Source organism: Pantoea sp. paga (assembly GCF_007558755.1).
Classification (GTDB): Bacteria; Pseudomonadota; Gammaproteobacteria; order Enterobacterales; family Enterobacteriaceae; genus Pantoea; species Pantoea agglomerans.
The window spans coordinates 431,257-444,622 of record NZ_VLTF01000002.1 but is presented as its reverse complement, the minus strand read 5'-3'; the positions used below and the strand labels follow the sequence as shown (position 1 = coordinate 444,622).

Here is a 13,366-nt window from a genome sequence, read left to right as displayed (position 1 = left end):
ACTTTTTCCCTGCTTTTTTCCATCGCAACATATCTGGAGTGACACCATGGAGTTTGACTGGAGCGTCATCTGGCCCGCCATGCCAGCGCTGCTTGAAGGCGCTAAACTGACCTTAATTATCTCAATTATTGGATTGGTTGGCGGCCTCTTCATCGGCCTGGTAGCGGGCTTTGCCCGCGCTTACGGTGGCTGGATCACCAATAACATCGCACTGGTGTTTATCGAAATCATTCGCGGCACCCCTATCGTGGTGCAGGTGATGTTTATCTATTTTGCTTTGCCGATGGCGTTCCCCGACCTGCGTATTGATCCCTTCAGCGCGGCGGTGGTGACCATCATGATTAACTCCGGCGCTTACATTGCCGAGATTACCCGTGGTGCCGTGCTGTCGATCAACAAGGGCTTCCGCGAAGCCGGACTGGCGCTTGGCCTGTCGAGCCGCGAGACGCTGCGCTACGTGATTATGCCGCTGGCGCTGCGCCGTATGCTGCCACCGCTGGGCAACCAGTGGATTGTCAGCATCAAAGATACTTCGCTGTTTATCGTTATTGGTGTGGCTGAACTGACCCGTCAGGGTCAGGAGATTATTGCCGGTAACTTCCGCGCGCTGGAAATCTGGAGCGCCGTCGCGATTATCTATCTGGTTATTACGCTGGTGTTGAGCTTTGTGCTGCGCCGCATTGAGAAAAGGGTGAAAATCCTGTGATTGAATTTAAAGATGTCTCCAAGCATTTTGGCCAGACCCAGGTGCTGCACAATATCGACCTGAAGATTAACCAGGGCGAAGTGGTGGTGATTATCGGCCCATCCGGTTCCGGTAAATCAACCCTGCTGCGTTGCATTAACAAGCTGGAAGAGATCACCAGTGGCGAACTGATTGTTGATGGTCTGCGCGTCAATGACCCGAAAGTCGACGACCGCCTGATTCGTCAGGAAGCGGGCATGGTGTTTCAGCAGTTTCATCTGTTCCCACAGATGAGTGCGCTGGATAACGTCGCCTTTGGTCCTATCCGTGTGCGCGGTGCCAGCAAAGAGGCGGCACGCCAGCTGGCGCGTGAGCTGCTGGGCAAAGTGGGCCTCGCCGAGCGCGCGCACCACTTCCCGTCTGAGCTTTCCGGCGGTCAGCAGCAGCGCGTGGCGATTGCCCGTGCGCTGGCAGTTAAGCCGAAGATGATGCTGTTTGATGAGCCAACCTCAGCGCTCGACCCGGAACTGCGTCACGAAGTGCTGAAGGTGATGCAGGATCTGGCGGAAGAAGGCATGACGATGGTGATTGTGACGCACGAAGTAGGCTTCGCACAGAAGGTGGCTTCACGGCTGATCTTTATCGATAAAGGCCGGATTGCGGAAGATGGCGATCCTGACAGCCTGATCAGCAACCCACCGAGCGAGCGTCTGCGCGAATTCCTGCAGCACGTCTCCTGATCAAAACGGGCCGCATCGCGGCCCGTTAAAACTGATGACAATCCAAACCAGGGTAAATCTGGCAGCCACGAATAAACCCGAAGCACAGGGAACCCGGTCAGAAGAGGAAAGCGTCCCGCGCCAGGGACGGCGCGGGCCGAGCGTGTCATGGATGACAGCCTTTGCGTCTTTCCGATCTGACCGGGTTCCCTGTGCCAGCTCGGTCTTACCTCCACCGAGTCGGGCGTTGTCAACAATCAAAACGGGCCGCATCGCGGCCCGTTCTATTTTACTCTTCGCCCACAGATACACCTGTTACCCATGTAAAGCGATACCTTAGTTCCCCAGGCGACTCAGCAGTTTAGTGCGCTGGGCGGCAGGCATAAAACTCCACGCCAGGAAGCGACTCTGCTTCTGACCCTGCGCCATATTAACCACGCGCATCTCCGCCACGTCGAGCGCCTGCAGCTGTTTTTCCAGCGCCGGTAAGTTCTCTTTGCGCGACACCAGCGAGGTAAACCAGCCGATCTGACGACTAAACGCCACGCTCTCGGCGATCATCTTGCCGATAAAACCTTTTTCGCCACCGGGATACCACAGCTCATTGTGCTGGCCGCCAAAGTTGAGCGGCGCACTCTTATCCAGTCCGAGATTGCGGACCTTACGCTGCGATCCCGATACCGCCTCTTCTGCCGAGGCGTGGAATGGCGGGTTACACATCACTGCACTGAAAAATTCAGTTTTACTGACCACACCAGCCAGCACTGCATCGCTGTTTTTCTGACGACGCAGACGGATCTGGCGCGTCAGACGCGGATTGGCCGCAACAATGCGGTTAGCGGCTTTGATGGCGGCTTCATCGACTTCGGTGCCGGTAAAGCGCCAGCCATATTCTGCCGCGCCAATCAGCGGATAGATGCAGTTTGCGCCGCAGCCGATATCCAGAACGTCCGCCGTCGGGATTACGCCGTTGTTATCCAGCGCCAGCAGATCGGCAAGGTAGTGCAGATAATCGGCGCGTCCCGGCACGGGCGGGCAAAGTGAGCCGGGAGCCAGCTGCCAGTCGATGTCGTAAAATAGTTTGATCAGCGCCTGGTTCAGCAGCATCACCGCCTCCGGGTCCGCGAAATCCACGGACTGCACGCCATATCCATTGGGCCGGACTTTGGCTTTCAGCGGCGGATGGGCAGCGGTTAACGCGGCAAAATCGTATTCGCCCTGATGGCGATTGCGGGCGTGGAAGGGCGACGTGCTGGCTGACTTTTTCATACGTTCTCTCAATTATTCAGGCGCGCGTACAATACGCTGTAGGCGGCGGAAAATAAACCCGCACCATCCGCTTACCTCTTTCCGATTCCGTCGGGCGATGCTGTCGGGCTAAGATAAATAAAATTCCCTGCTGGAGAAGTTATGACCCGGAAACGCTATTCCTATCAACCCCGTGCTGGTCACGGTCTGCCGCACGATCCGCTGAACGCCATTATCGGGCCGCGTCCGATCGGCTGGATTAGCTCAGTGAGCAGCAGCGGCCAGCACAATCTGGCACCTTACAGCTTCTTTAACTGCTTCAACTATCATCCGCCGATTATCGGTTTCGCCAGCAGCGGCTGGAAAGACAGCGTGAGAAATATTGCTGAGACCAAAGAGTTTGTCTGGAACCTGGCGACCCGTCCGCTGGCGGAAGCGATGAACGAAAGTTCCGCCTCGCTGCCTGCCGATCAGGATGAGTTCGCCTTTGCCGGTTTAACGCCGCTGGCAGCTTCTCAGGTCAGCGCCAGTCTGGTGGCAGAGAGCCCGGTCAACTTCGAGTGCCGCCTGACGCAACTGATTCAGCTCCAGGATGCCAGCGGCAATCTGATCGACAGCTGGCTGGTGCTGGGGGAAGCGGTGGCGATTCACATCGATGAATCGCTGCTGGAAGAGGGCATTTATCAGACCGCTAAAGCCGAGCCGATTCTGCGCGCGGGCGGCCCCAGCGCCTATTACGGCATCAGCGAAGCGCAACGTTTTGATTTAGTCCGTCCGGACGCACGCCGCAGGTAATCCTCACCCCACAAGCGCATCGGCCCGGTGCGCTTTAATCTGAGCTACCGCGCAGGCGATGTCGGGTGCCAGCCAGCGATCCTGCTGCCAGCGCTCAACAACCTGCCGCAAATGCTGCCAGGCGCGCCGCGTGCCTGCTGCCAGCTGTGATTCACCGTGAAACTCCAGCGCCTGCGCCGCCAGCAGATACTCAATCGCGATAATGTGATCAACATTGCTGACCAGTTTCAGCAGCTTCAGCGCCGAGCCGGTGCCGAGGCTCAGATGATCCTCCTGTAATCCTGAAGTGACATAGTTATCAAGCACCGCAGGCTGCGCCAGCTGACGGTTCTCCGCGCAGAGTGACGCCGCCACGTACTGCGCAATCATCATGCCGGAATTCACGCCCGGCTCGGCCACCAGAAACGGCGGCAGGCCGCTGACCAGCGGATTCACCAACCGATCAAGCCGTCGCTCGGCGATGCTGCCCAGCTCCGCCATCGCAATCGCCAGCAGGTCGCAGGCCATTGCCACCGACTCGCCATGCGGATTAGACTGTGACACCACACGCCAGGCCTGCGGCGTCCCCAGCACCAGCGGATTGTCGGTACAGGCGTTGAGTTCGGTCTCCACCTGACGGACAGCGTGACTAAACTGATCGCGACAGGCGCCGTGCACCTGCGGCATCGAGCGCAGACTCAGCGCATCCTGAGTCCGGATGCCAACGCTGGCTTTCAGCAGCGGGCTGTCACTCAGCAACTGGCGCAGACGTTCGCCGCTGCGCTGAATCCCCGGGCTGGCCTTCAGTGCCAGCACCTCAGGGTCAAACGCCACCAGTTGACCGCGCAGCGCTTCAAAGCTCATCGCACCGGTGACGTCTGCCCAGTCCAGCAGACGTTCGGCATCGTCCAGCGCCAGACAGGCTAAGCCAGTCATGCAGGGCGTGCCGTTGACCAGGCTCAGCCCCTCTTTGGCACCAGGCCGGTAAGGGACTAATCCCGCCTGGGCCAGCGCCTGCTGCGCCGGAACGATTTCGCCCTGCCACTCCACCTCGCCGATGCCAATCATCGCCAGGCCGATATGCGCCATGTGGGTCAGATATCCCACCGATCCCTGTGACGGTACCTGTGGGGTAATCTGCAGGTTTAGCAGCGCCAGTAGCTGCTGCACCAGCGCCACTGAAACACCTGATTTTCCGTGGCTGTAGTTCGCAATCGCAGCGCAAAGAATGGCGCGGACCTCGGGTTTTGCCAGCACCGGCCCGACGCCACAGGCATGGCTCAGCAGGGTATTGCGCGACAGCTGGCTCAGTTCATCTTCAGACAGGGTGATGTTGCACAACGCCCCCAGCCCGGTATTGATGCCGTAAGCCACCTGCCCCGCCGCCACGATATTCCCGACGATTTCACGGCTCTGCGCAATTCGCTGCCAGGCACTGTCGCTCAGCGTCAGGGTGGCACCGTGCCGGGCGACCTGCACCAGCGCCTGCCATTTCAGCGGGCCATCGCCCCAGACCAGCGTCTGACGTATCACGTCACTCATACCACCGGCTCCACCTGATGATGACTGGAGATAAACTGCTTAAAGCGCGCCGATCCCGCCTCGCCGAACATCGCCTCTGGCGTGCCCTGACAATCAATGGTGCCCTGATGCATAAACACCACCCGGTTAGAGACGTTGCGGGCAAAACCCATCTCATGAGTCACTACCAGCATGGTGCGGCCCTCTTCCGCCAGGCTGCGCATGACCTTCAGCACCTCGCCCACCAGTTCCGGATCGAGTGCCGAAGTTGGCTCATCAAACAGCATCACCTCCGGGTCCATTGCCAGCGCCCGGGCAATCGCCACCCGCTGCTGCTGACCGCCTGAAAGCTGGGCGGGATAGAAATCTTTGCGATTCAGCAGACCGACCCGATCCAGCAGCTGTTCCGCCTGGGCAATACAGGCTTTTTTATCGCGCTTGAGGACGTAGTGCGGCCCTTCAATGACATTTTGCAGCACGGTCAGGTGCGACCAGAGGTTAAAGCTCTGAAACACCATGCCGAGACGGGAGCGCAACCGCTCAATCTGACGCGGATTAGCCGCCAGCTGGTGTCCCCGGGCATGGCGCTTCATCTCAATGGTTTCACCGCCCACGCTGACCACGCCCGCATCAGGTGTCTCAAGCAGATTAATGCAGCGCAGCAGCGTACTTTTGCCCGAGCCACTGGCACCGAGTATTGAGATAACATCGCCCTGGTGCGCCTGCAGCGAGATGCCTTTCAGCACCTCCATGGCGCCAAAGGATTTATGGATATCGCTGGCCGACAGCGTGACGGGTGGCAGTTCAGACATGTTTATTTTCCTCCAGGAATCGGCTTAGCGGCCGGTAACGGCTTTTTTTCCGGTTTATGAACCGGCGTCAGGCGCCGCTCCAGCAGGGCATAGAGTTGCACAATGATGAAGTTGAGGATCAGGTAGATCGCCGCCGCACAGAGAAACACCTCCATAGTGCGGTAAGTACGCTGGATAATCTGTTGCGCCACTCCGGTGACATCCCAGACCGTGACCAGACTGGCCAGCGCGGTCGATTTCACCAGCAGAATCGCCTCGGTGGAGTACGCGGGCAGCGCATAACGCAGCATCACCGGCGCGATAATGCGCCGCAGTAGCAGCCCGCGCGACATGCCGCACGCCATCCCCGCCTCCACCTGACCGGGCGGCACAGCCAGCAGCGCGCCGCGCAGGATCTCTGCGGTGTAGGCGGCGGTGCAGAGCGACAACGCCAGCACCGCACAGGTAAAGGGCTCACGCAGAAACGGCCAGAAGAGACTGTGCCGGATCACACCAAACTGCCCAAGGCCGTAGTAGATCAGGAACAGCTGGATCATCAGCGGCGAGCCGCGAAACACCAGAATGTAGCCACGGGCAAAAGCACTCAGCAGACGCCAGCGGCTCATGCGCAGCGCCAGAATACCCACCGCCAGCACGCCACCACACAGAAAGGCGCTGATAAACAGGCCCAGCGTAACCGGCAACGCGGCGCTAAGTTTCAGGAAGGTGTCAGTGAGGAACGCAAAATCGATCATAAGTCTCCTTAATGCTGTGCAGCGGTGCGGCTTTGCCAGGCGCGACCAAGACGGGATTCAGCCCGCAGAAAGGCGCGGTTCGACAGCAGCGTCAGCAGCAGATAACAGGCACCGCCCACCAGATAAAAGGAGAAGTAATCACGGGTGGAGCCGGCCGCAATCTGGCTGGCCCGCATCAGCTCGACAATGCCGGTCACTGACACCAGCGCCGAGTCTTTCAGACTCATCTGCCAGACGTTTGACAGGCCGGGCAGCGCATAGCGCGCCACCTGCGGCAGCAGGATGCGTTGCCGGATGCGCCAGCGCGGCATACCAATAGCAACAGCGGCTTCGATCTCCCCTTTCGCCAGGGCCAGCCGTGCGGCACGATAAACTTCCGCCTGGTAAGAGCCGGAAATAAGCCCGATGGCCAGCGCCCCGATCAGAAACGGCGGCGCTTCGATAAACCCGTCCGCGCCAAACAGTTGTCCGATCTGCGTGATCAATCCCGATCCGCCGAAGTAGAACAGGTAGATCACCAGCAGCTCAGGGATGCCACGAAAGATCACCGAGTAGCCTTCCCCTGCCCAGCGCACCGCGCGGTGCGGGGATAACTTTGCAGCGGCGACGCCCGATCCCACCACCGCACCGACCAGCAGCGCGGCAAATGAGAGCAGCAACGTCGTCAGCGTGGCACTCAGAATCAATCGTCCCCAGCCCTCCGGGCCAAAACTCAGCAGGCTTATCATCAGTTACCTCACTCAGGGTGTGACGTCAGTTTTGAACCACTTCTCGCTCAGCTTTTTCACTGTGCCATCGGCCAGCGCGGCTTTGATCGCCTGATCCAGCCGGGCTTTCAGATCGTTGTCTGCCATGCGCACGCCCATCGCCTCGCCCTCACCCCAGATTGGGCCGCCCAGTTGCGGTCCGCTAAAGCTGAGGTTACGGTTATCCGGTCGCGCCAGCATCGACTGCGCAAAGGTCACATCGTCAAACACCGCGTCAATACGCCCCGCCTGCAAATCGAGGATCGCATCTGCTGAGCTGGTGTATTCCCGGACATCCGCCACCTCTTTGAAGTACTTGTCGATAAACGGCGTGTAGACGGTGCCGGAGGCGATACCAATGGTTTTGCCCTTCAGCGCCGCTTTCAGGGGTGCGATGGCAGGCTCCACGGTTTTCTCATCGTCGGTGAGTTTGATGATCTTACTGTCGGCAGGCAGCAACGATCCTTTCACCGTGATGAAGGTGGCGGGCGTTGAGGCGTAGGGCACGGTGAAATTGATCACTTTCTTGCGATCGGGGGTGATCACAATTGCATCCATGATCACGTCATATTTTCCGGCATTCAGACCGGCGATCATTCCATCCCAGTTCTGTACCACCAGCTTGCACTGTATCGCCATGCGCTGGCAGAGATCGGCCATCAGCTCCGGTTCAAAACCGCCCAGCTTGCCGCCTGGCAGGGTGAGGTTCCAGGGTTCATAACTGCCTTCGGTGGCAATGGTGATCGACTTCCACTCTTTGGCCTGGGCGCTGACGCCACAGAGCAGCAGGCTGGAAACCAGCGTAGTGAGACATAAACGACGAAGAGTCAGAGGGTGCGTCATACGGTTCTCCTGAAAGTAGCGGCCTGGTGATCGTCCTGACGAGATTTAACATAAATTTCACAGGATGATATGTCATGTATATACAAGTTAACGCAGCGCAGTTCATTGCCGGCTTTATCGTTTTGTGAGCCAGACAGAATTTATTACGCAGATGGAGGCGCTGCTGCACTTGTACATACAACCAAGCAAAGGTTATGCCAGCTCTGCAGAGGCGGAAAAAAGCGGCGGGAGTATGGGAGCTGGCAGGCGACCTGCCCGCCGCTGCACTTAATCAGGGCAGCGATGCACCGGAGTGGCGCATCGCTCTGGTGAGTTTTATTGCGGTTTAGCCTGCACCAGCATGGCGTGGATCAGTGCCTTAAGCACGTTCTGCAACCGGGCGGCACGCGCCTGCTGCCAGGCGTAAGGTGGGGTTTCATCCATGTAGTTGAGCTGCGCCAGCTCCAGCTGGACCGCCTCAATCTGCTGCTGCGGCTGACCGTATGCACGGGTGATGTAACCGCCTTTAAAGCGCCCGTTAATCACCCAGCTGTAGTCGTTCTGCGCCGCGCACACGGCCTCCAGCGCCGCACTCATTGCTGGCGTGCAGCTTGCGCCGTCGTTGGTGCCAATGTTGATATCGGGCAGGCGGCCGTCAAACAGGCGGGGAATTTCACTGGCGATAGAGTGGGCGTCAAACAGCAGCGCATAGCCATGCTGCGCTTTGAGCCGCGCCAGCTCCTGTTGAATCTGCTGATGATAGGGCTGCCAGATCTGATCGATGTAGCCCTGACGCACCGTGTCGTCGGGTGTTTTGCCTGGCGCAAAGGTCGGTGTGCCGTCGAACAGGGTTTCCGGGAACAGGCCGGTGGTGGCGCTGGTGTAGAGCGGCTGGTTATCGGGCGGGCGATTGAGATCGACCACAAAGCGGGAGTAGCGCCCGATTAACACGCTGGCCCCGAGATCACGCACAAAATCATACAGCAGCGGAATATGCCAGTCGGTGTCGGGTAAGCCGCGCGCGGCCTCACTCAATCCGGCTTCCACGTCGGGCGTCAGCTCGGTACCGGCGTGGGGAATGCTGACCAGCAGCGGCAGACTGCCCTGGGTAAAATGGAAAGGGTTCATTGCGGTTCTCCACGATAGATAACGGTACAGGGCAGTTCACCACCCAGCCAGTAAACCAGTTCTGCCGGACGGGCCAGCGGCCAGTGAACGAAGTTCGCCACTTTTCCCGCCTCCAGCGAGCCGTGACTGTCAGCCAGCCCCAGCGCTTTTGCCCCCCAGAGCGTGACGCCCGCCAGCGCCTCTTCCGGCGTCATGCCAAACAGGGTGCAGCCCATATTAAGCATCAGACGCAGCGACAGCGCAGGCGAGGTGCCGGGATTGGCATCGCTGGCCAGCGCCATCGGCACGCCATAACGCCGGAAGAGATCCACCGGCGGACGCTGCGTCTCCCGCAGCAGATAAAATGCACCAGGCAGCAGAACCGCCACGGTGCCATGCTGTGCCATCGCTCTGGCATCCTCCTCGGTGGCATATTCAAGGTGGTCGGCAGAGAGCGCCCCATAGCGGGCCGCCAGTGCTGCGCCACCTGACGCCGAGAGCTGCTCCGCATGCAGTTTCACCGGCATGTCCAGCGCCACTGCCCGATCAAACACTCGCGCCACCTGCTGCGGTGAAAAGGCGAGATGCTCGCAGAACGCATCCACCGCATCCGCAAGTCCCAGTGCCTGCACCTGCGGCAGCAGCCGTTCGCAGATGATATCGACCCAGCCATCCGGGTCGTGCTTAAACTCCGGCGGAAAAGCATGTGCCGCCAGACAGGTGGCGCGCACGTCAGCGGCTACGCTCTCTCCCAGCTGGCGAATCGCCCGCAGCATCCGCAGTTCGCTCTCTTCATCCAGGCCATAGCCGGACTTGATCTCCACGGTGGTGACGCCCTCGGCCAGCAGGCGGTTAAGCCGCCAGCGAGCCGATGCAACCAGTTCCTCTTCAGTGGCGGCGCGGGTAGCGCGCACGGTTGAGAGGATGCCACCGCCCTGCGCGGCAATCTCTGCATAGCTGACGCCATTCAGGCGCTGCTCAAACTCCTGGCTGCGGTCGCCGCCAAACACCAGGTGAGTATGACAATCCACCAGTCCCGGGGTCACGATGCCGCCCGGCAGATGATGATGCTGATCGGCGACGAACGCGGGCATCTCCGCCTGCGGCCCGACCCACACCAGCCTGCCCGCCCGCACCACCAGCGCGCCCTGGGGGATAAGATGGTACTTTCCGTCACGCATGGTGACCAGGTCAGCCCCGGTCCACACCGTCTCTACGCGCATCTCTTCTGCCATCGCTGCCTCATGCCTCCGCCGTTTACACTGTGCCTCAAAGTATGTATATGTATATACAACCACATCCGATGAGGATCAACCATGGCGACTTTTTTTGCCTCGCGTGCACTGCTGGCGGAGGGCTGGCAGCAGCAGGTACGTATCACGGTCAATCAGGCCGGTTTTATCGACTCCATTACCCCGGATAGCCACGCAGATCAGGCTATCCGGCTCAACGGCGAGGTGATCCCGGCAATCGCCAACCTGCACTCGCACGCCTTCCAGCGTGCCATGGCGGGTCTGGCTGAAGTAGCGGGCGATCCTCAGGACAGTTTCTGGACGTGGCGGGATCTGATGTACCGCATGGTGCAGCGCCTGACGCCGCAACAGGTGGGCGATATTGCCGCCCTGCTCTACATCGAGATGCTGAAAGGCGGCTACACCCAGGTGGCAGAGTTTCACTACCTGCACCATGACACACAGGGTGCGCCCTACAGTGATGATGCGATGCTGCAACAGCTGATTGAAGCGGCGGAGATCGCCGGTATCGGCCAGACGCTGCTACCGGTGCTCTACACCTACAGCGGCTTCGGCAGCCAGCCTGCGTCGGCGGGTCAGAAGCGTTTTATCCAGCAGACCGACCGCTATCTGCAACAGCAGGCGCGGCTTGATGCGTGCCAGCAGCAAAGACCACTGCTGAACCGTGGCCTCTGTTTCCATTCACTGCGGGCGGTGAGTGAAAGCCAGATGCAGGACGTGCTGGCGGCCAGTGATCCGACGCTGCCGATACATATCCATGTGGCTGAACAGCAGAAAGAGGTGAATGACTCGCTGGCGTGGAGCGGCGAGCGTCCGGTGGCCTGGCTGCTGAACCGCTTTGAGGTGGATGCGCGCTGGTGCCTGATCCACGCCACCCATCTGGATGAGAGTGAGCTGGCGCGTCTCGCCCGCAGCGGCGCAGTAGCGGGTCTCTGCCCGACCACCGAAGCCAACCTCGGTGACGGCATCTTTCCGGCAGTGGAGTACATCGCGCAGGGCGGACGCTGGGGCATCGGCTCTGACAGTCACGTCTCGCTGAGCGCCCAGGAGGAGCTGCGCTGGCTGGAGTATGCTCAGCGACTGCGCGACCAGCGTCGCAACCGGATTACCCTGCCCGGCCAGCCGTCGGTAGGCGATCTGCTGTGGCAACAGGCAGCAGCGGGCGGTGCGCAGGCGTGTGGCATTCAGCAGGGCAAGCTGGCAGTGGGACAACGTGCCGACTGGCTGGTGCTGCGGGATGAGGCGTGGCTCGGCAGCGTCGGGTCGCACGCCGTACTAAACCGCTGGCTCTTTGCCGGGCAGCGCGATCAGATTCGGGACGTTTATGTGGCGGGTAAAGCCGTGGTTGAAGATGGGGTGCATCCGCACCAGACGGCGTGTGCCGCCCGTTTTGCTCAGGCGATGGAGGCGCTGCGATGATCGCCCGGTTCACGTACCCGGAGCTGGCGGTCAGCCGCTGGCGCAACGGCGGCGGCGAAACCCGTGAAATCATCAGCTTTCCACCCGGCGCGGAGCGTTTCGGCTGGCGCGCCAGCATTGCGACGCTGGCGCAGGATGGTCCCTTCTCTGCCTTTCCTGACATTGATCGGGTGATTACCCTGCTACATGGCGATCCGGTGTTGCTGACCGCGCCGGGCGTGCAGCACTTACTGACGCCTCAACAGCCCTGGGCGTTTGCCGGCGAACTCGCCTTAACGGCAAAGCTGCAGGGCAGCGTCAGCGAAGATTTTAATGTCATGACGCGGCGTGGGGAATGGCAGGCAACGGTGGAGGTGGTGACCACGCCGGTCAGCTCTCTGCATGGCATTGCCTGGGTGCTGGCTGGCGCCTGGCAGACGGCTGACGGGGAACGGCTGACCGCGCAACAGGGCGCGTGGTGGGTCGATGAAGAAACAGAACTCAGCCCGTGCGATACCGATGCCCGGCTGCTGTTTACCCGTCTTAGAGCCTATCCCAGCAGGCGTAATTGTTGCAGGTAGTCTGGACACGGACAGCGCGGAACAATCCGTAGTACACGTAGTCCGTGAGGATGACTCGCTGCGCTCGCCCCTTCAGGGCCGCCCTGACGGGCGTTCAGGTTGCTAAAGCAGCCTGTGTGAGCTCTGCCCAGGTTCAGACTGACAAATAAAATAGCCTGATGGGCTCGGCTCTTAACCGTGTCCCCTGAAGCGGCCCAGTAATTTGTAACGTGAGCCAGGATAGAGCAGCCGCGCATAGGTCACGATTTTAGTGTCGCTCCAGGTCTGACGGCGAATCAGCAGGCAGGGTTCGTGCTCATCCACCGACAGATGTTTACGCTGACGCGCATCGGGCAACACCGCTTCAACAATGTGCTCGCCCGCCGTCAGCGGCGCGACGCGCATCAGATAGGTGTAAGGCGTCATCTGCTGATAATCCTGCGTCAGGTAATCGGGTGCGACCAGCGGATTGACCAGACGGTCCTCCAGTTGCACCGGCAGATCATTTTCGTAATGCACAATCAGCGAATGATAGAGCGTCTGCCCGGTGGTCAGTCCCAGCACCGCCGCCTGCTCAGGATCGGCTTTGTCCTGGCCGATGGCGAGGATTTTGCAGCTGTGCTGGTGGCCGCGCTGAGCGATCTCATCGGCGATATTATGCACCTCCAGCATGGCGGTGTAGCCTTTCATCTCTGCCACGAAGGTTCCGACGCCCTGCATCCGCACCAGAAAGCCTTCGCTGGTGAGTTCACGCAGCGCCCGGTTAATGGTCATGCGGCTGACGCCCAGTTCATTCACCAGTTCACTTTCTGATGGCACACGCTGATTCGCTTTCCACAACCCTTCACGGATCTGGCTGACGATGGCCTGCTTCACCCGCTGATAAATCGGGGCAGGCTCATCGCTCATTGCCGCCGCCAGTTGTGCCAGTGCCGTATGCTCAACCATTTGCTGTTCCTTATGCTGAAAGTCCCCTAAGTTTACTGT

The 13,366-nt window shown here is 60.0% G+C and carries 15 protein-coding genes; 6 read left to right on the top strand and 9 right to left on the bottom strand.

Annotation, left to right across the window (positions count from 1 at the left end; all coding sequences use genetic code 11):
* The first annotated feature begins 46 nt into the window (after positions 1-46).
* Positions 47-706 carry a glutamine ABC transporter permease GlnP gene (gene glnP, locus FOV68_RS07760; RefSeq protein ID WP_022625976.1) on the top strand — a complete coding sequence of 220 codons (660 nt, stop codon included), beginning with the start codon at positions 47-49 and terminating at the stop codon, positions 704-706.
* On the top strand, positions 703-1,425 hold the full coding sequence (gene glnQ / locus FOV68_RS07755; protein WP_010254327.1) for a glutamine ABC transporter ATP-binding protein GlnQ: 723 nt from the start codon (positions 703-705) through the stop codon (positions 1,423-1,425). Before glnP ends, glnQ begins: the two co-directional genes overlap by 4 nt.
* A 315-nt stretch (positions 1,426-1,740) precedes the next feature.
* Here the strand turns inward: glnQ and rlmF are convergent, their stop codons facing one another.
* Positions 1,741-2,673, bottom strand: a complete 933-nt coding sequence (rlmF, locus tag FOV68_RS07750) for a 23S rRNA (adenine(1618)-N(6))-methyltransferase RlmF (RefSeq protein WP_031591737.1) — start codon at positions 2,671-2,673, stop codon at positions 1,741-1,743.
* Positions 2,674-2,814: 141 nt separating this feature from the next.
* Between rlmF and FOV68_RS07745 the strand changes: the two genes are divergently transcribed.
* Entirely contained in the window at positions 2,815-3,447 is a 633-nt protein-coding gene (locus FOV68_RS07745; RefSeq protein ID WP_022625978.1) for a flavin reductase family protein, read from the top strand.
* A 3-nt stretch (positions 3,448-3,450) separates the two neighbouring features.
* On the opposite strand, the gene hutH is transcribed toward FOV68_RS07745, so the two are convergent.
* The 5 genes from hutH to FOV68_RS07720 are packed head-to-tail and all read right to left on the bottom strand — an operon-like array spanning position 3,451 to position 8,082.
* Entirely contained in the window at positions 3,451-4,968 is a 1,518-nt protein-coding gene (gene hutH / locus FOV68_RS07740) for a histidine ammonia-lyase (protein ID WP_031591734.1), read from the bottom strand.
* Positions 4,965-5,759, bottom strand: coding sequence for an ABC transporter ATP-binding protein (locus FOV68_RS07735; protein WP_022625980.1), 795 nt, complete (start codon positions 5,757-5,759; stop codon positions 4,965-4,967). Before FOV68_RS07735 ends, hutH begins: the two co-directional genes overlap by 4 nt.
* Positions 5,760-5,761: 2 nt before the next feature.
* Positions 5,762-6,493: an ABC transporter permease gene (locus FOV68_RS07730; protein WP_010254311.1), complete on the bottom strand. Its 732-nt coding sequence runs from the start codon at positions 6,491-6,493 to the stop codon at positions 5,762-5,764.
* Between the two features lie 8 nt (positions 6,494-6,501).
* Entirely contained in the window at positions 6,502-7,221 is a 720-nt protein-coding gene (locus FOV68_RS07725; RefSeq protein WP_010254310.1) for an ABC transporter permease, read from the bottom strand.
* 12 nt (positions 7,222-7,233) lie between these two features.
* Positions 7,234-8,082: a transporter substrate-binding domain-containing protein gene (locus FOV68_RS07720; protein ID WP_031591733.1), complete on the bottom strand. Its 849-nt coding sequence runs from the start codon at positions 8,080-8,082 to the stop codon at positions 7,234-7,236.
* Positions 8,083-8,276: 194 nt separating this feature from the next.
* On the opposite strand from FOV68_RS07720, the gene FOV68_RS24320 reads away from it, so the two are divergent.
* Complete coding sequence (locus FOV68_RS24320; protein WP_255473644.1) at positions 8,277-8,411, top strand: hypothetical protein; 135 nt, start codon at positions 8,277-8,279, stop codon at positions 8,409-8,411.
* On the opposite strand, the gene hutG is transcribed toward FOV68_RS24320, so the two are convergent.
* Entirely contained in the window at positions 8,398-9,189 is a 792-nt protein-coding gene (gene hutG / locus FOV68_RS07715) for an N-formylglutamate deformylase (protein WP_069025989.1), read from the bottom strand. The genes FOV68_RS24320 and hutG overlap by 14 nt on opposite strands.
* Entirely contained in the window at positions 9,186-10,403 is a 1,218-nt protein-coding gene (gene hutI, locus FOV68_RS07710) for an imidazolonepropionase (RefSeq protein WP_137227866.1), read from the bottom strand. The genes hutG and hutI overlap by 4 nt, the downstream gene beginning before the upstream one ends.
* An 81-nt stretch (positions 10,404-10,484) precedes the next feature.
* Here hutI and FOV68_RS07705 point away from each other — a divergent pair, with 81 nt between their 5' ends.
* Positions 10,485-11,840: a formimidoylglutamate deiminase gene (locus FOV68_RS07705; RefSeq protein WP_143990575.1), complete on the top strand. Its 1,356-nt coding sequence runs from the start codon at positions 10,485-10,487 to the stop codon at positions 11,838-11,840.
* Positions 11,837-12,400: a HutD family protein gene (locus FOV68_RS07700; RefSeq protein ID WP_031591725.1), complete on the top strand. Its 564-nt coding sequence runs from the start codon at positions 11,837-11,839 to the stop codon at positions 12,398-12,400. Before FOV68_RS07705 ends, FOV68_RS07700 begins: the two co-directional genes overlap by 4 nt.
* 171 nt (positions 12,401-12,571) lie before the next feature.
* On the opposite strand, the gene hutC is transcribed toward FOV68_RS07700, so the two are convergent.
* Positions 12,572-13,327 (bottom strand): histidine utilization repressor, encoded by a 756-nt coding sequence (gene hutC, locus FOV68_RS07695; protein ID WP_010254300.1) that lies wholly within the window; start codon positions 13,325-13,327, stop codon positions 12,572-12,574.
* Between the last annotated feature and the right edge of the window lie 39 nt (positions 13,328-13,366).

Bases quoted from the DNA above. Each gene is read 5' to 3' on its own strand.
- FOV68_RS24320 (WP_255473644.1), top strand. From the start codon at position 8,277: ATGCCAGCTCTGCAGAGGCGGAAAAAAGCGGCGGGAGTATGGGAGCTG.
- FOV68_RS07730 (WP_010254311.1), bottom strand. From the start codon at position 6,493: ATGATCGATTTTGCGTTCCTCACTGACACCTTCCTGAAACTTAGCGCC.
- FOV68_RS07745 (WP_022625978.1), top strand. From the start codon at position 2,815: ATGACCCGGAAACGCTATTCCTATCAACCCCGTGCTGGTCACGGTCTG.
- hutG (WP_069025989.1), bottom strand. From the start codon at position 9,189: ATGAACCCTTTCCATTTTACCCAGGGCAGTCTGCCGCTGCTGGTCAGC.
- rlmF (WP_031591737.1), bottom strand. From the start codon at position 2,673: ATGAAAAAGTCAGCCAGCACGTCGCCCTTCCACGCCCGCAATCGCCAT.
- FOV68_RS07725 (WP_010254310.1), bottom strand. From the start codon at position 7,221: ATGATAAGCCTGCTGAGTTTTGGCCCGGAGGGCTGGGGACGATTGATT.
- FOV68_RS07720 (WP_031591733.1), bottom strand. From the start codon at position 8,082: ATGACGCACCCTCTGACTCTTCGTCGTTTATGTCTCACTACGCTGGTT.
- hutH (WP_031591734.1), bottom strand. From the start codon at position 4,968: ATGAGTGACGTGATACGTCAGACGCTGGTCTGGGGCGATGGCCCGCTG.
- FOV68_RS07700 (WP_031591725.1), top strand. From the start codon at position 11,837: ATGATCGCCCGGTTCACGTACCCGGAGCTGGCGGTCAGCCGCTGGCGC.
- FOV68_RS07705 (WP_143990575.1), top strand. From the start codon at position 10,485: ATGGCGACTTTTTTTGCCTCGCGTGCACTGCTGGCGGAGGGCTGGCAG.
- hutI (WP_137227866.1), bottom strand. From the start codon at position 10,403: ATGGCAGAAGAGATGCGCGTAGAGACGGTGTGGACCGGGGCTGACCTG.
- hutC (WP_010254300.1), bottom strand. From the start codon at position 13,327: ATGGTTGAGCATACGGCACTGGCACAACTGGCGGCGGCAATGAGCGAT.
- FOV68_RS07735 (WP_022625980.1), bottom strand. From the start codon at position 5,759: ATGTCTGAACTGCCACCCGTCACGCTGTCGGCCAGCGATATCCATAAA.
- glnP (WP_022625976.1), top strand. From the start codon at position 47: ATGGAGTTTGACTGGAGCGTCATCTGGCCCGCCATGCCAGCGCTGCTT.